We start from the raw sequence: 16159 nt of genomic DNA, 5'->3' as shown, positions 1-16159 counted from the left end.
TACTCCTTAATCGCTAAATCGGCTGTTTATGACAGCTTCAACCCTGCACGACGCAGGTGGCCAGGTGTGCAGCAAGCGCATCCCAGGCAATGCTTTGTTGTTCGCCCTGGCCACGCAGGGGTTTGAAACCTACCACTTGCTGGGCCATTTCGTCGTCACCGAGGATCAGCGCATACAGCGCACCGCTCTTGTCGGCCTTCTTGAACTGGCTTTTGAAGCTGCCGGCGCCGGCATTGACTTGCAGGCGCAGGTTGGGCAATTGATCACGAACGCGTTCACTCAGGGCCAGACCGGCCAGCTCGGCGGCTTCACCGAAGGCGCAGAGGTAGACGTCGACCTGACGGGAGATCTCTTGCGGGATCTGCTCCAGGGTTTCAAGCAACAGCACCAGGCGCTCGATACCCATGGCGAAACCAACGCCCGGGGTCGGCTTGCCGCCCATCTGCTCCACCAGACCGTCGTAACGACCACCGGCACACACGGTGCCCTGGGCGCCCAACTTGTCGGTGACCCATTCGAAAACGGTCTTGCTGTAGTAATCCAGCCCGCGAACCAGCTTCGGGTTGATCACGTAAGGAATGCCGGCGGCGTCCAGACGAGCCTTCAGGCCCTCGAAGTGCACGCGGGATTCTTCGTCCAGGTAGTCGGCCATTTTCGGCGCGTCGACCAGGACCGCTTGAGTGTCGGCGTTCTTGGTATCGAGAACCCGCAAAGGGTTGGTCTTCAGACGGCGCTGGCTGTCTTCGTCCAGTTTGTCCAGGCGGGCCGAGAGGAACTCGACCAGCGCTTCGCGATAACGACCACGGGACTCGGCGGTGCCCAGGCTGTTGAGTTCGAGCTTGACCGCATCACGGATGCCCAGCTCGCCCCACAGGCGCCAGGTCAGCACGATCAGCTCGGCGTCGATGTCCGGACCGTCGAGGTTGAACACTTCGCAACCGATCTGGTGGAACTGGCGATAACGGCCTTTCTGCGGACGTTCGTGACGGAACATCGGGCCGATGTACCAGAGTTTCTGCACCTGGCCACCGCCGGTGATGCCGTGCTCGAGCACCGCACGCACGCAGGCCGCCGTGCCTTCAGGGCGCAGGGTCAGGGAATCGCCGTTGCGGTCGTCGAAGGTGTACATCTCTTTTTCGACGATGTCGGTCACTTCACCGATGGAGCGCTTGAACAGCTCGGTGAACTCGACGATCGGCATGCGGATCTGCTTGTAACCGTAGTTATCCAGCAAACGCGAGACGGTACCCTCGAAATGACGCCACAGGGGAGTCTGTTCGGGCAGGATGTCGTTCATGCCACGAATGGCTTGCAGAGACTTGCTCACTATAAATCCTTAAATTCGTTCGATCAGCCGCGGGCGATTACTGCCGCGTCGGCCTCGACCTTTTCGGCCGCTTTCTGGCGGATCAAGCGTTCAAGCTCATCCACCAGATTGTCATTCGTCAGTTTCTGCGACGGCTTGCCGTCGATGTAAATCAGGTTTGGCGTGCCGCCGGTCAAGCCGATATGGGCTTCCTTGGCTTCGCCCGGCCCGTTGACCACGCAACCGATGACCGCGACATCCAGCGGCACCAGCAGGTCTTCGAGGCGCCCTTCCAGCTCGTTCATGGTTTTGACCACATCGAAGTTCTGCCGCGAGCAACTCGGGCAGGCGATGAAGTTGATGCCACGGGAACGCAGGTGCAGGGATTTGAGAATGTCGTAGCCGACTTTCACTTCCTCGACCGGGTCGGCCGCCAACGAGATGCGAATAGTATCGCCAATCCCTTCGGCGAGCAGCATACCGAGGCCCACGGCGGATTTCACTGTGCCTGAGCGCAAACCACCGGCTTCGGTGATGCCCAAGTGCAGCGGCTGGACGATTTCCTTGGCCAGCAGGCGGTAGGCGGCGACGGCCATGAACACGTCGGAGGCCTTCACGCTGACCTTGAAGTCCTGAAAATTCAGGCGTTCAAGGTGCTCGACGTGACGCAAGGCCGATTCGACCAGCGCTGCCGGGGTCGGCTCGCCGTATTTCTTTTGCAGGTCTTTTTCCAGGGAACCGGCGTTGACGCCGATGCGGATCGGGATCCCGCGATCACGGGCGGCATCGACTACCGCACGTACGCGGTCTTCACGACCGATGTTGCCCGGGTTGATCCGCAGGCAGTCAACGCCCAGTTCGGCTACGCGCAGCGCAATCTTGTAGTCGAAGTGGATGTCGGCAACCAGCGGCACCTTGACCAATTGCTTGATCTTGCCGAAGGCTTCGGCGGCGTCCATGTCCGGCACGGAAATGCGCACGATATCGACGCCAGCGGCTTCCAGACGATTGATCTGGGCCACGGTGGCGGCCACATCATTGGTGTCGCTGTTGGTCATGCTCTGAACAGCGATGGGCGCATCGCCGCCAACGGGCACGTTACCGACCCAGATTTTGCGGGATTCGCGACGTTTGATTGGAGATTCGCCGTGCATGACTTATTGACCCAACTTCAGGCGAGCAGTCTCGCCACTGGTGAACGGAGCGACATCGACCGCCTGCCCGTTGTAGCTGACCTGCGCGCCACGGGCGAAGCCCAGACGCACGGCAAACGGCGGCTTGCCGCTGAGGGAAACACTTTCGCCTTTACGCTTTAAACCGCTCAACAGCACTTTGCCGGTGCCATCGGTCACTTGCGTCCAGCAATCGGCGGTGAACTGCAATTGAACCTGGCCCGAACCGGCAACCGGAGCTGCTGGTGCTGCTGGTACTGGAGCGGGGATGGTCGGCATCACCGAAGCGCTTGCAGGCGGCGTCGACACAACAGGCGCAGTCGGCGCTGGCGCTACGGGAGTCGCGACAACCGGAGCGGTGCTGTGCGCTGGGGCAGCGGGTGCAGTCGGGGCGGAGGCAGGCGCGGTGGCTTCAGCCTCGGCCGGTGCTTCAGTTGAATTCTCGGCTTGCGGCAACGCGAGCGCGGTTGCACCTTCAGCCTGACCTTGCGCGACGGCCTGGTCTTCCGGCTCGTCCAGCGGATGGATCTGGGTGGTGCCATCAGCGCCTTCGACTTCGACGTGCTCCGGACTCGGGCTGATCAGGTCCTTGGTGCGCAGCGAGGTTTGATCCTGCCACCAGACAAAACCACCGCCAATCACTGCGATCAGTAACAGCAGGCTGACAATGCGCAAAATAGTGTGGGAAACCCGAACCGGTTCTTCGATACGCCCCAGGCTGTGGACGTTGCTGCCCTGGGAGTCGGTGCCGGTGGATTGGTCGAACTGCTGCACCAGAACGGTCTGGTCCATGCCCAACAATTTGGCGTACGCGCGAATATAACCGCGAGCGAAGGTGTGCCCCGGCAGCTTGTCGAAAGCGCCGGCTTCCAGATTGCTCAAGGAATTGACGGTGAGGTTGAGCTTGAGGGCCACTTCGGCCAGCGACCAGCCATTGCTTTCGCGGGCCTGGCGCAAAGTCTCACCGGGGTTAACGCGATTCGCTGCTACAACTTCGGGATGCGCCGCTTTCATCATTGCTCCGACAGGTATTGCTGATATTCCGGCGTACCGGGATAGAGTCGTTTTAGTTGCAGGCCAAAACTGGCGGCCTTGTCGCGATCTTCAAACACTTTTGCCAGCCGAACGCCGAGCAATAGACTACGTGCATTTTGCTCGGTGAGCAGGCTAAAACGGTCGTAGTAGTCACGCGCGGGCACATAATGCCTGTCTTCGAAGGACAACTCAGCCATTTCCAGCAATGCACGCGGTTGTTGGCGGTTCAAACGCAGGGCTTTTTCCAGTTGCTGCTGCGCCAGATCACGCTGGCCCAGCTTCGAAGCGGTCATACCCAGGTTCTCGAACACCCGCGAACGCTCAGGATACAGGGTATCGGCGGCGGCCTGTTCAAAGCGCTCGTACGCCTCTTTGTAGCGTTTTTCTTCGAAGAGAAAGCTGCCGTAGTTATTCAGGATTCGTGCATCGTTGGGACGGGAAGACAGCGCCTTGCGAAAGTGCTGGTCGGCCAGCTCAGGTTCCATCTCGGCCTGGAACACCAGCCCCAGCGCGGCATTGGCGTCCGGATCCGAATCATCCAGATCCAAAGCCTTCTTCAACGGCACTTTCGCCCGCTCGGTCATGCCTTGCTGCAAATATCCCAAGCCCAGTTGCACGTAGGCAGTGCGCGCTTCATCGCGACCTTTGCTGGTTTTCATCGGGTTGAAATCGCCCGACAGGACGCAGCCAGCACACAGGCTGGCCAACAGCAAAAGCAGCGCGAAGCGCAGGGACATAGAGATCCTCTCTTGATTTATTTCGCGGCGTTTTGCGCCATATCGTTCTCGGCGCTCAATTCGCGCACGGCGATATAACGTTCGCTGCGACGGGTGCGATCCAGCACCTGCCCTACCAATTGGCCACACGCGGCATCGATGTCTTCACCGCGGGTGGTGCGTACGGTGACGTTGAAGCCTGCATGGTGAAGCTGATCCTGGAACCGGCGAATCGCGTTGTTGCTCGGGCGCTCGTAACCGGAATGCGGGAACGGGTTGAACGGAATCAGGTTGATCTTGCACGGGATGTTCTTGAGCAGCTCGATCATCTCGACGGCATGCTCAACCTTGTCGTTGATATCTTTCAACAAGGTGTACTCGATGGTCAGCACACGTTTTTCGCCCAGGGACGACATGTAGCGCTGGCACGACTCGAGCAGCATCTTAAGCGGATATTTCTTGTTGATCGGCACCAATTGGTTACGCAATGCGTCGTTTGGTGCGTGCAGCGACAACGCCAGGGAGACGTCGATGTGCTTGGACAGCTCATCGATCATCGGCACCACGCCCGAAGTGGACAGGGTCACGCGGCGCTTGGAGATCCCGTAGCCCAGGTCATCCATCATCAGATGCATGGCGGCCACGACGTTGTCGAAGTTCAGCAGCGGCTCACCCATGCCCATCATCACCACGTTGGTGATGGCACGGTCGGCGGTCGCCGGGATGCTGCCAAACGATTTATTGGCAATCCACACCTGGCCGATGACTTCGGCGGCAGTGAGGTTGCTGTTGAATCCTTGCTTGCCGGTGGAGCAGAAACTGCAATCCAGGGCACAGCCTGCCTGGGACGAAACGCACAAAGTGCCGCGTTTGCCCTGGGGAATGTACACGGTCTCGACGCAGCTACCGGACGCCACGCGCACTACCCACTTACGGGTGCCGTCGGTGGAGATGTCCTCGCTGACAACTTCAGGACCGCGAACCTCGGCAATAGCCTTGAGCTTGTCGCGCAAGGCCTTGCTGACGTTCGTCATGGCGTCGAAATCATCGACGCCAAGGTGGTGAATCCATTTCATTACCTGACCGGCACGGAAACGCTTCTCCCCGATTGAGTCGAAGAATTTTTCCATTTCCAGCTGAGTCAGACCCAGCAGGTTGGTTTTTACAGTCGATGTAGTCATGGATTCACCTTCACTCATAAGCCAATGCTTAGCGAGTGGTTACTTCAGTAGCTGCGAAGAAGTACGAGATTTCGCGAGCAGCAGCGGCTTCGGAGTCCGAACCGTGTACAGCGTTGGCATCGATCGAATCAGCGAAGTCAGCACGGATGGTGCCGGCAGCAGCTTCTTTAGGGTTGGTAGCGCCCATCAGCTCACGGTTCAGAGCGATAGCGTTTTCGCCTTCCAGAACCTGAACGACAACCGGACCGGAGATCATGAAAGCAACCAGGTCGCCGAAGAAACCACGAGCGCTGTGCTCAGCGTAGAAGCCTTCAGCTTCAGCTTTGGACAGCTGCTTCAGTTTCGAAGCTACAACGCGCAGGCCTGCTTTTTCGAAACGAGTGGTGATCTCGCCGATGACGTTTTTTGCAACAGCGTCAGGCTTGATGATGGAGAAAGTACGTTGAACAGCCATGGTGTAACTCCAGAAACGGTAATTTTCGAAAAATTAAACCCGCGAATTATACGCGGGTTCTTTGGTATTGCCTAACTGCATACGGCGCAGACTCAGTCTGCTTCTTCGATCCAGGCGGCCTGAATGGCTTCAAGCACCTTCTCGCCACCGCGGGTCGGATCATCACTGAACTCCGGCAATGCCAGCACCCATTTGTGCAGATCGACGAAGTTCACGTAACGCGGGTCCGTATCCGGCTTGGATTCAGCCAGTTGGATCGCGATTTCCAGCACATCAACCCATTTCAGACTCATGACGTTTCCTTGAATCAGTGCGGCGCTTCGGCCGCATGGTTGAGCGAGTATTTCGGAATTTCGACGGTCAGGTCTTCCGTCCCGACTTTTGCCTGACAGGCCAGGCGTGACTGGGCTTCCAGCCCCCAAGCCTTATCAAGATAGTCTTCTTCCAGCTCATCGGCCTCTTCCAGCGAGTCAAAGCCTTCACGAATCAGGCAATGGCAGGTGGTGCAGGCGCAGACGCCGCCACAGGCACTTTCCATCTCGATATGGTGCTCATGAGCCAGTTCGAGGATGGACGTACCAGGCTCAGCCTCCACGACCATGCCGTCCGGGCAAAACTTTTCGTGTGGCAGAAAAATGACCTGCGGCATCGTTATTCCTCAATCTCATTCAGGTTGCGCCCCGCCAGCGCGGCTTTCACCGTCGAGTCCAGGCGGCGGGCAGCAAAAGCGTCGGTCACTTGCGACAGACGCTTGGTCTGCTGCTCGATGGCGAAACCATCGGTACCTTTCATCAGTTCGGTCAGTTCCTGCATCTGCAGCTCGATGACCATGCGCTCCTCGGCGTCGAGCAAGCGCTCACCGTCGACATCAAGGGCGGCCTGCACCGCCTCGATCAGGCGCTGCGCATCGACCTGCTGCTCACGCAACACACGGGCGACCTTGTCGTCGTTGGCGTGCTGGAACGATTCCTTGAGCATCTTGGCGATTTCGCCGTCGGTCAGGCCGTAGGACGGCTTGACCTGAATGCTGGCCTCGACGCCCGAACCCAACTCGCGAGCGGAGACACTGAGCAGGCCGTCGGCATCGACCTGGAACGTCACGCGGATTTTCGCGGCACCGGCGACCATTGCCGGAATGCCGCGCAATTCGAAGCGCGCCAGGGAACGACAGTCGCTGATCAGCTCACGCTCGCCCTGCAACACGTGAATCGCCATGGCCGACTGGCCGTCTTTGTAAGTCGTGAAGTCCTGGGCGCGGGCGACGGGAATGGTGGTGTTGCGTGGAATCACCTTCTCCATCAGGCCGCCCATGGTTTCCAGCCCCAGGGACAACGGAATGACGTCGAGCAAGAGCAATTCACCGCCATCGCGCTTGTTGCCTGCCAACGTATCGGCCTGGATCGCAGCACCAATGGCCACCACTTGATCCGGATCGATTTCAGTCAGCGGCTGGCGACCAAAGGCTTCAGCGACGGCTTCGCGAACGCGAGGCACGCGCGTCGAGCCGCCAACCATGACCACGGCGTGCACTTCATCCAGCTCGATGCCGGAATCGCGCACCGCGCGGCGACAGGCTTTCAGGCTGCGAGCGACCATTGGCTCGATCAGCGCATCGAAGGTTTCACGGGTCAGTTGTGCCTTCCAGTCACCGTAGGCGACTTCAACGGACGAAGTATTGGTCAGGGCTTCCTTGGCCGCGCAAGCGGTTTGCAGCAGATGGCGCTGGGCACCCGGGTCGAGGTCGGCGGACAGGCCGGCGCTCTCGATGATCCAGCCAGCGATGGCATGGTCAAAGTCATCGCCACCCAGGGCGCTGTCGCCACCGGTAGCCAAAACCTCAAACACACCGCCGGTCAGGCGCAGGATCGAAATATCGAAGGTGCCGCCGCCCAGATCGTAAATCGCGACAAGGCCTTCGGCATGCTGATCCAGACCGTAAGCCACTGCGGCAGCAGTCGGCTCATTGAGCAAACGCAGCACGTTCAGACCGGCCAGCTTGGCCGCATCCTTGGTGGCTTGACGCTGAGCATCATCGAAATAGGCCGGAACGGTGATCACCGCGCCCACCAGTTCGCCGCCCAATGCCTCTTCGGCGCGCTGACGCAGCACTTTCAGGATATCGGCGGAGACTTCGACCGGGCTTTTCGGGCCCTGAATGGTGTCGATGAACGGCATGTGCGACTCGCCACCGACAAAGCGGTACGGCAGTTGGTCGCCCAATTGCTTGACGTCGGACAGACCACGACCCATCAAGCGCTTGACCGACAGCACGGTGTTCAACGGATCGGTAGCGGCAGCCAGCTTGGCCGACTCGCCGACTTCGACGCGATCGGCGTGGTATCGCACGGCAGACGGCAGGATGACCTTCCCTTCGGCGTCGGCCAGAGGCTCGGAAAGACCACTGCGCAACGCAGCGACCAGCGAATTGGTAGTGCCCAAGTCGATCCCCACAGCCAGACGACGCTGGTGCGGTTGAGGACTTTGGCCGGGTTCGGCGATCTGCAGTAGGGCCATCGTTATCAGGACTTATCTGTATATCAGGCGTGCGACCGGAGCGGCACTGGGTTAATCGTCGAGGCGCTCTTCTAACTGGCGCACTTCGTAGGTGAGCTTGTCGAGGAACTGCATGCGCCGCATCAGGCGTTCGGCCTGTTCACGTTGCACTGCATCATCCCAACAGGCTGCGAAGCTTTCGTTCAGTTCATCCTGAGCCGTCTTCAGGCGACGCTTGAACACTGCAACACCCGCCAGGTCGGCGCTGTCTTGCAGGTCTTCGAGCTCTTCACGCAGCTCCATCTGCTGCAGAAGGAACTCCGGATCATGCACCGTGACCTCCAGCGGCAGCTCGCGCCCGCCCATGGCGAGCAGGTATCGCGCGCGCTTTGGGGGACTTTTGAGCGTCTGATAGGCCTCGTTGAGGCTCGCGGATTGCTCTAGCGCCAGCCGTTGCTCGCGCTCGGAAGCGTCTGCAAAGCGGTCCGGATGAACACCGCGCGCCAACTCACGATAGCGCGTGGCCAACTGATCGAGATCCAGACGGAAGCTCGGCTGCAGTTCAAATAAAGCGAAATGACAAGGAGTACCCACGTGCAGCCTCAGATGTTGAAGCTTTCGCCGCAGCCACATTCACCGCGCACGTTGGGGTTGTTGAACTTGAAGCCTTCGTTCAACCCTTCCTTGACGAAATCGAGTTCGGTGCCGTCCAGGTAGGCCAGGCTTTTCGGGTCGATGATCACTTTCTCGCCGTGACTTTCGAACACCTGATCCTCTGCAACCACCTCGTCGACAAACTCCAGCACGTAGGCAAGGCCGGAACAGCCTGTGGTGCGAACACCCAGGCGAATCCCCTCACCTTTGCCGCGCCCGTTGAGGGAGCGTCGCACGTGTTGAGCAGCCGCTTCTGTCATGCTGATAGCCATCGGTGACTCCTTACTCGTCGCTTAACGCTTAGATCAAGCCTTTCTTCTGCTTGTAGTCGCGAACGGCCGCTTTGATAGCGTCTTCAGCAAGTACGGAGCAGTGAATTTTGACTGGCGGCAGGGCCAGCTCTTCAGCCAGCTGAGTGTTCTTGATGGTCTCTGCTTCATCCAGAGTCTTGCCTTTCATCCACTCGGTCGCCAGGGAGCTGGAGGCGATCGCCGAACCGCAACCGTAGGTCTTGAACTTGGCGTCTTCGATGATGCCTTGTTCGTTGACCTTGATCTGCAGGCGCATCACGTCGCCGCACGCCGGAGCGCCGACCATGCCGGTGCCGACATCAGGGTCTTCCGCGTCCATCTTGCCGACGTTGCGCGGGTTTTCGTAGTGGTCGATGACCTTTTCGCTGTAAGCCATGATTCTTAATCCTCACTCATCAGAGAGTCGCTCTTGAGCCCTGAAAACCTTGGTTTTGCAGGGCCGGTTTGCGGCGACTTGAAATCAGTGTGCCGCCCACTCGATTTTCGAAATGTCGACACCGTCTTTGTACATATCCCACAGCGGCGACAGGGTGCGCAGCTTGGTAACGGCCTCGCAGACTTTCTGCGCGGCGTAGTCGATTTCTTCTTCGGTAGTGAAACGGCCGAAGGTGAAGCGGATCGAGCTGTGTGCCAGTTCGTCGTTGCGGCCCAGGGCGCGCAGTACATAAGAAGGCTCAAGCGATGCCGAGGTGCAGGCCGAACCGGACGAAACCGCCAGATCCTTGAGCGCCATGATCAGCGACTCGCCTTCAACGTAGTTGAAGCTCAGGTTCAGGTTGTGCGGTACGCGAGCGGTCATGCTGCCGTTGATGTACAGCTCTTCCAGGTCTTCGACCTGTTTGAAGAAACGGTCGCTCAGGGCTTTGATACGGATGTTCTCGGCCGCCATGTCTTCCTTGGCTACGCGGAACGCTTCACCCATACCGACGATCTGGTGGGTCGCCAGGGTGCCGGAACGCATGCCACGCTCGTGACCGCCGCCGTGCATGGTCGCTTCGATGCGAACACGCGGCTTGCGGCTGACGTACAGCGCGCCGATGCCTTTAGGGCCGTAGGTTTTGTGGGCAGAGAACGACATCAGGTCGACTTTCAGCTTCGACAGGTCGATCTCGACCTTGCCGGTGGACTGAGCGGCGTCAACATGGAACAGAATGCCCTTGGAACGGGTCAGTTCGCCGATGGCTGCGATGTCGTTGATGGTGCCGATTTCGTTGTTCACGTGCATGACCGAAACCAGGATGGTGTCGTCGCGCAGGGCGGCTTCGATCATCGCTGGAGTCACCAGGCCATCGGTCTGAGGCTCGAGGTAGGTGACTTCGAAGCCTTCACGCTCCAGTTGGCGCATGGTGTCGAGGACAGCCTTGTGCTCAATCTTGGTGGTGATCAGGTGTTTGCCTTTGGTCGCATAGAAATGCGCCGCACCCTTGATTGCCAGGTTATCGGACTCGGTGGCACCGGAGGTCCAGACGATTTCACGCGGGTCGGCGTTGACCAGGTCGGCGACCTGACGACGAGCGTTTTCGACGGACTCTTCAGCTTTCCAGCCGAACACGTGGGAACGGGACGCCGGGTTACCGAAGTTTCCGTCGACCAGCAGGCATTCACTCATCTTTTGCGCAACACGCGGATCAACCGGGGTGGTCGCAGAGTAATCAAGGTAAATCGGCAATTTCATGGACTATCTCCTAAATCAGGCTGGCTGGCGTACCGCTTCGCTCTCTGGCTGTCATTCGACGGCGGACGCTTCAATCTTGTCCAGGCGTGGCGCCTTGCTGTTGCAACGGCGCTGGTCCTGACGCTGGGCTACTTCTTGCACCTCACGGCGAGTTACAAGGTCAGCCAAGCTGATACCGCTCAGAAATTCGTGAATCTGCAGGCTCAGATCGCACCACAAGTGGTGGGTCAGGCAGGTGTCGCCTTGATGGCAATCACCCTGGCCCTGGCATTTGGTCGCATCGACCGATTCGTTCACCGCATCGATCACCTGGGCGACCTGGATGCCCTGCATGTCGCGGGACAGTTGGTAGCCACCGCCCGGGCCACGAACGCTGGAGACCAGATTGCTGCGGCGCAATTTGGCGAAAAGCTGTTCGAGGTAGGACAGGGAGATGCCTTGGCGCTCGGAGATATCGGCCAGGGACACCGGCCCGTGCTGCGCGTGCAACGCCAGGTCAAGCATGGCGGTTACGGCGTATCGGCCTTTTGTAGTCAGTCGCATGGACAATTACCACGGAGTTCGGAATGGGGCGAGTATGCAATTCCCGAGTATTTAAGTCAACTATAAGACCTAGTACTTTAGTCAGGATTACCCGCAAAAGAGCGCGCGCATCATAGCAAAGGCTGGCGGCGTACAGCCAGCAATTGCGCGTTATCGTTCATCGCGGGCAAGCCCGCTCCCACAGGGGCCTTTGTCTGCCTTCGATGGCATGCATGGCGCAATACATGTGGGAGCGGGCTTGCCCGCAATTGAAGTCGACTCGGTCTAGCCGGCCTGACTCTGATCCTTGTCCTTCACACAGGCAAAGTCTTCTTCGCGCAGCTCAGGCAGATCTTTTGCACAGTAATTGCTGCCCAGATCCTTCAACGCCCCGCACATCCCCTCCAGACGACCATCGACCGCCTGCAGATGGTCAAGCAACTGGTTAATGGCTCGCGCCACCGGGTCGGGCATGTCTTCACCAACACCATAGGCATCGAAGCCGATCTTCTCGGCCATCGCCTTGCGCTTGGCGTCTGTCTCTTCATCGGACTTGACGATGATCCGCCCCGGAATCCCGACCACCGTCGCCCCGGCTGGAACCGCCTTGGTAACGACGGCGTTGGAGCCGACCTTGGCGCCCGCACCCACCGTGAACGGACCGAGCACCTTGGCGCCCGCCCCTACCACCACGCCATCTTCCAGTGTCGGGTGACGCTTGCCCTTGTTCCAGCTGGTGCCGCCCAACGTCACGCCCTGATAAAGGGTGACATCGTTGCCGATCTCGGCGGTCTCACCGATGACGATGCCCATGCCATGGTCAATAAAGAAGCGACGACCGACCTTGGCACCCGGATGGATCTCGATCCCGGTCAGCCAGCGACCAAAGTTCGACACCAGCCGCGCCAGCCATTTCCAGCCCATGCCCCACAGGGCCGATGACAGGCGATGGATCCAGATGGCATGCATGCCGGGGTAGCAGGTCAGGACTTCAAAGGCGTTGCGCGCTGCCGGATCACGATGGAAAACACTCTGGATATCTTCACGCAAACGCTCGAACATTTTTAATCCTTCCGCTTTAGAAGCTCGCCACGGGCCGCTTTCTGGGTTTCCGTGAGGATGCCACGCAATATATTCATTTCCGCCCGGCTCACCGAGCTGCGACCGTACAACCGGCGCAGGCGCGCCATCAAGTGCCGTGGTTTTTCCGGATCGAGGAATTCGATGGCCACCAGGGTTTGCTCCAGGTGCTCATAGAATCGCTCCAGCTCATCCATGGTCGCCAGCTCACCACTTTTGGTGGAGGCCACTTCATCCTTCTCGACCTTGCTCGGCTGGCCTTGGGCCGCGAGCCAGGACATGCGCACTTCATAGCTCAACACCTGCACCGCTGCCCCAAGGTTCAGCGAACTGAACTCAGGGTCTGATGGGATATGCACGTGATAATGACATCGCTGTAGCTCTTCATTGGTCAGGCCGGAATCTTCACGACCAAAGACCAAGGCAATCTCGGCACCCGACGCGGCTTCCTCGACCACTTTCACACCGCATTCGCGGGGATCGAGCAACGGCCAGGGAATGCGCCGGTCACGGGCACTGGTGCCGAGCACCAGATTGCAGCCGACCAAGGCATCTTCCAAGGTGGCGACGACTTGCGCGTTTTCAAGGATGTCCCCGGCGCCGGAAGCTCGCGCATCGGCCTCGTGGTGCGGGAACAACCGCGGTTCGACCAGCACCAGCCGCGACAGGCCCATGTTCTTCATGGCACGCGCAGCCCCGCCGATGTTGCCAGGGTGGCTGGTATTGACCAGGACGACACGAATGTTATGCAGCAAGGGAGGCGCTCTCGAACACGATAATCGGGAGCCGAATCTTACAGCTCAACCTACCGTTAAGCTATGAAAGCGAACACCAACCTTCACCTGTAGAAAAGTTCTGATAGAATGCCCGGCTTTCTTTAACAACCTTAGGTGACACATCCATGCAGCCCATGCTGAATATCGCGCTGCGCGCCGCCCGCAGCGCCAGTGAATTGATCTTCCGCTCCATCGAGCGCCTGGATACCATCAAGGTCGACGAAAAAGACGCCAAGGATTACGTATCCGAGGTGGATCGTGCCGCCGAACAGAAAATCATCGACGCGCTGCGCAAGGCCTACCCGAATCACTCGATCCTGGGTGAAGAAACCGGCATGCACGCCGGCACCGGGATCGAAGGCGAAGAATACCTGTGGATCATCGATCCGCTGGACGGCACCACCAACTTCCTGCGCGGCATTCCTCACTTCGCTGTGAGCATCGCCTGCAAATACCGCGGTCGCCTGGAACACGCTGTTGTTCTGGACCCGGTTCGCCAGGAAGAATTCACCGCCAGCCGTGGTCGCGGCGCCCAACTGAACGGTCGTCGCCTGCGCGTCAGCGGCCGCACCAGCCTGGACGGCGCCCTGCTGGGTACCGGCTTCCCGTTCCGTGACGACCAGATGGACAACCTCGACAACTACCTGGGCATGTTCCGCGCTCTGGTTGGCCAGACCGCCGGCATCCGCCGCGCAGGTTCGGCAAGCCTGGACCTGGCCTACGTGGCTGCCGGCCGTTTCGACGCCTTCTGGGAGTCGGGCCTGTCCGAGTGGGACATGGCGGCAGGCGCCCTGCTGATCCAGGAAGCCGGCGGCTTGGTGAGCGACTTCACCGGCGGCCACGACTTCCTTGAGAAAGGCCACGTCGTTGCCGGCAACACCAAGTGCTTCAAGGCAGTGCTGACGGCGATCCAGCCGCACCTGCCGGCCTCGCTGAAACGCTAAGCGACACCGGCCACAAAAAAGCACCCTGCGGGGTGCTTTTTTTATGCCTGGGATTTGCCCTGCCACACCACAGACCCAATGTAGGAGTGAGCCTGCTCGCGATAGCGATGTATCAGTCACCACCTGTTTCGAATGATAGATTGCTATCGCGAGCAGGCTCACTCCTACAGGGGGTTTGCTGTGTCGCTTAAATCGTAGGCACAAAAAAAACACCCCGCAGGGTGCTTCTTTTTGAATCTGAACTTCAGCTTTTTAGTGGGCCTGTTCGTTCTGCGACAGGACCAGCTTGCCTTCCTTGTCGACCGGAATCTGGTTGCCCGGATCACGATCCATCCGCACCTTGCCTTCCTTGCCATCCAGCGAATAACGAACGTCGTAGCCTACAACCTTGTCGCTGATGTCATTCACGGTGTTACAGCGAGTCTGAGTCGTGGTGTAGGTGTCACGCTCTTGCATGCCTTCCTGAACCTTGTTGCCCGCATAACCACCACCGACCGCACCGGCCACTGTAGCGATTTTCTTGCCTGTACCACCACCGATCTGATTGCCCAACAGGCCACCAGCCAATGCACCGACCACCGTACCGGCAATTTGGTGTTGATCTTTCACCGGCGCTTGCCGGGTCACTGCTACATCCTTGCACACTTCACGTGGCGTCTTGATTTGTGTCTTGACCGGTTCAACGGCTAGCACTTGCGCATACTCAGGGCCGCTTTTAACCAGGCTGTAGGTGGCAACAGCACCCCCGGCAGTTACGCCGACAGCACCCAATACCGCACCAACCAGCAACGACTTGTTCACATGAACCTCCTGACCATCACATGCGGGACAAGCCCGCGCTTCTCCCAGCCTTGGAGCATAAAAAAAGGCGCGAGTTCAACTCGCGCCTTTTTGGGCTGACAGCTGGAGGAGCGATGGCCGTTATGGGCGGTCGTCGACTTCCTTATCGGTAGCCACTGCAGGAATCAGATCCTCAGTGCTCAGGTTCAGCCAGATCAGCACGACGTTGGCGATGTAGATCGACGAGTAGGTACCCGCCAGAACACCGATAAACAGGGCGATGGAGAAGCCAAACAGGTTGTCACCACCAAAGAACAACAGGGCCGCGATCGCCAACAAGGTGGAGATCGACGTCGCCATGGTGCGCAGCAGGGTTTGCGTGGTCGAGATGTTGATGTTCTCGATCAGGGTCGCCTTGCGCAGTACGCGGAAGTTCTCACGAACCCGGTCGAATACCACGATGGTGTCGTTGAGCGAGTAACCAATGATCGCCAGTACTGCCGCCAGCACCGTCAGGTCGAAGGTGATCTGGAAGAACGACAGAATACCGATGGTCACGATCACGTCGTGGATCAGCGAAACGATGGCACCGACCGCAAACTTCCACTGAAAGCGGAAAGCCAGGTAGATCAGGATGCCGCCCAACGCCATCAGCATGCCGAGGCCGCCTTGGTCGCGCAGTTCTTCACCGACCTGAGGGCCGACGAATTCGACGCGCTTGACCGTCGCCGGGTTGTCGCCGCCGACTTTCAGCAGCGCTTCTGCCACTTGATGACCCAGCTGCGGATCTTCACCTGGCATGCGCACCAGCAAATCGGTAGTTGCACCGAAGCTCTGCACGATTGCCTCGTGATAACCCGAAGTAGCCAGCTGCTCACGCACCTTGGTGACATCGGCCGGACGCTCGTAGGTCAGCTCGATGAGCGTACCGCCGGTGAAGTCCAGGCCCCAGTTCATGCCCTTGGTGGCGACGCTGAACAAAGCCAGCACGGTAAGGAACAATGTGACGCCGAACGCAAAGTTGCGAACGCCCATGAAGTTAATTGTACGTAACATGGCA

The 16159-nt window shown here is 59.1% G+C and carries 19 protein-coding genes; 1 reads left to right on the top strand and 18 read right to left on the bottom strand.

The genetic code is table 11. The features are described from left to right. Positions 1-37: 37 nt before the first annotated feature. The 16 genes from hisS to trmJ form a co-directional block, all read right to left on the bottom strand. Positions 38-1327 carry a histidine--tRNA ligase gene (gene hisS / locus ACIQV9_RS08720; RefSeq protein ID WP_403100086.1) on the bottom strand — a complete coding sequence of 430 codons (1290 nt, stop codon included), beginning with the start codon at positions 1325-1327 and terminating at the stop codon, positions 38-40. A 23-nt stretch (positions 1328-1350) separates the two neighbouring features. Then, positions 1351-2460 carry a flavodoxin-dependent (E)-4-hydroxy-3-methylbut-2-enyl-diphosphate synthase gene (gene ispG, locus ACIQV9_RS08715; protein ID WP_010457850.1) on the bottom strand — a complete coding sequence of 370 codons (1110 nt, stop codon included), beginning with the start codon at positions 2458-2460 and terminating at the stop codon, positions 1351-1353. Between the two features lie 3 nt (positions 2461-2463). Further along, complete coding sequence (locus ACIQV9_RS08710; protein ID WP_403100085.1) at positions 2464-3492, bottom strand: RodZ domain-containing protein; 1029 nt, start codon at positions 3490-3492, stop codon at positions 2464-2466. Then, positions 3492-4250: a type IV pilus biogenesis/stability protein PilW gene (gene pilW / locus ACIQV9_RS08705; RefSeq protein WP_403100083.1), complete on the bottom strand. Its 759-nt coding sequence runs from the start codon at positions 4248-4250 to the stop codon at positions 3492-3494. Before pilW ends, ACIQV9_RS08710 begins: the two co-directional genes overlap by 1 nt. 17 nt (positions 4251-4267) lie before the next feature. Beyond that, positions 4268-5410 (bottom strand): 23S rRNA (adenine(2503)-C(2))-methyltransferase RlmN, encoded by a 1143-nt coding sequence (gene rlmN, locus ACIQV9_RS08700; RefSeq protein ID WP_403100082.1) that lies wholly within the window; start codon positions 5408-5410, stop codon positions 4268-4270. Between the two features lie 28 nt (positions 5411-5438). Continuing rightward, positions 5439-5864, bottom strand: a complete 426-nt coding sequence (ndk, locus tag ACIQV9_RS08695; RefSeq protein WP_007916882.1) for a nucleoside-diphosphate kinase — start codon at positions 5862-5864, stop codon at positions 5439-5441. Between the two features lie 92 nt (positions 5865-5956). Continuing rightward, positions 5957-6157, bottom strand: a complete 201-nt coding sequence (gene iscX, locus ACIQV9_RS08690) for a Fe-S cluster assembly protein IscX (RefSeq protein WP_282375258.1) — start codon at positions 6155-6157, stop codon at positions 5957-5959. Between the two features lie 14 nt (positions 6158-6171). Next, entirely contained in the window at positions 6172-6513 is a 342-nt protein-coding gene (gene fdx / locus ACIQV9_RS08685) for an ISC system 2Fe-2S type ferredoxin (protein WP_219094529.1), read from the bottom strand. Positions 6514-6515: 2 nt separating this feature from the next. Next, complete coding sequence (gene hscA / locus ACIQV9_RS08680) at positions 6516-8378, bottom strand: Fe-S protein assembly chaperone HscA (protein WP_403100079.1); 1863 nt, start codon at positions 8376-8378, stop codon at positions 6516-6518. 51 nt (positions 8379-8429) lie between these two features. After that, on the bottom strand, positions 8430-8951 hold the full coding sequence (hscB, locus tag ACIQV9_RS08675) for a co-chaperone HscB (RefSeq protein WP_403100504.1): 522 nt from the start codon (positions 8949-8951) through the stop codon (positions 8430-8432). A gap of 8 nt (positions 8952-8959) precedes the next feature. Continuing rightward, positions 8960-9283 (bottom strand): iron-sulfur cluster assembly protein IscA, encoded by a 324-nt coding sequence (iscA, locus tag ACIQV9_RS08670; RefSeq protein WP_007903589.1) that lies wholly within the window; start codon positions 9281-9283, stop codon positions 8960-8962. 28 nt (positions 9284-9311) lie between these two features. Continuing rightward, a complete protein-coding gene (gene iscU / locus ACIQV9_RS08665; protein WP_003443374.1) occupies positions 9312-9698 on the bottom strand; it encodes a Fe-S cluster assembly scaffold IscU in 387 nt (128 codons plus the stop codon). Positions 9699-9782: 84 nt separating this feature from the next. After that, complete coding sequence (locus tag ACIQV9_RS08660; protein ID WP_403100076.1) at positions 9783-10997, bottom strand: IscS subfamily cysteine desulfurase; 1215 nt, start codon at positions 10995-10997, stop codon at positions 9783-9785. A gap of 51 nt (positions 10998-11048) precedes the next feature. Beyond that, positions 11049-11540, bottom strand: a complete 492-nt coding sequence (gene iscR / locus ACIQV9_RS08655; protein WP_007903581.1) for a Fe-S cluster assembly transcriptional regulator IscR — start codon at positions 11538-11540, stop codon at positions 11049-11051. A gap of 264 nt (positions 11541-11804) precedes the next feature. After that, on the bottom strand, positions 11805-12581 hold the full coding sequence (gene cysE, locus ACIQV9_RS08650) for a serine O-acetyltransferase (protein ID WP_403100075.1): 777 nt from the start codon (positions 12579-12581) through the stop codon (positions 11805-11807). 2 nt (positions 12582-12583) lie between these two features. Next, complete coding sequence (gene trmJ, locus ACIQV9_RS08645) at positions 12584-13354, bottom strand: tRNA (cytosine(32)/uridine(32)-2'-O)-methyltransferase TrmJ (RefSeq protein WP_010457884.1); 771 nt, start codon at positions 13352-13354, stop codon at positions 12584-12586. A 146-nt stretch (positions 13355-13500) separates the two neighbouring features. On the opposite strand from trmJ, the gene suhB reads away from it, so the two are divergent. After that, positions 13501-14319, top strand: a complete 819-nt coding sequence (gene suhB, locus ACIQV9_RS08640; protein WP_008053258.1) for an inositol-phosphate phosphatase — start codon at positions 13501-13503, stop codon at positions 14317-14319. A 252-nt stretch (positions 14320-14571) separates the two neighbouring features. Here the strand turns inward: suhB and ACIQV9_RS08635 are convergent, their stop codons facing one another. Together ACIQV9_RS08635 and secF are read right to left on the bottom strand one after the other, a co-directional pair. Next, positions 14572-15120, bottom strand: a complete 549-nt coding sequence (locus ACIQV9_RS08635) for a glycine zipper 2TM domain-containing protein (protein WP_010457893.1) — start codon at positions 15118-15120, stop codon at positions 14572-14574. Between the two features lie 120 nt (positions 15121-15240). Beyond that, a complete protein-coding gene (gene secF, locus ACIQV9_RS08630; RefSeq protein WP_403100073.1) occupies positions 15241-16155 on the bottom strand; it encodes a protein translocase subunit SecF in 915 nt (304 codons plus the stop codon). Between the last annotated feature and the right edge of the window lie 4 nt (positions 16156-16159).

Origin of the sequence: Pseudomonas sp. NPDC099000 (assembly GCF_044759925.1) — a bacterium.
GTDB lineage: Bacteria > Pseudomonadota > Gammaproteobacteria > Pseudomonadales > Pseudomonadaceae > Aquipseudomonas.
Note: the sequence above shows the minus strand (reverse complement) of the source record. Positions and strands in the feature narration are given on the sequence as shown.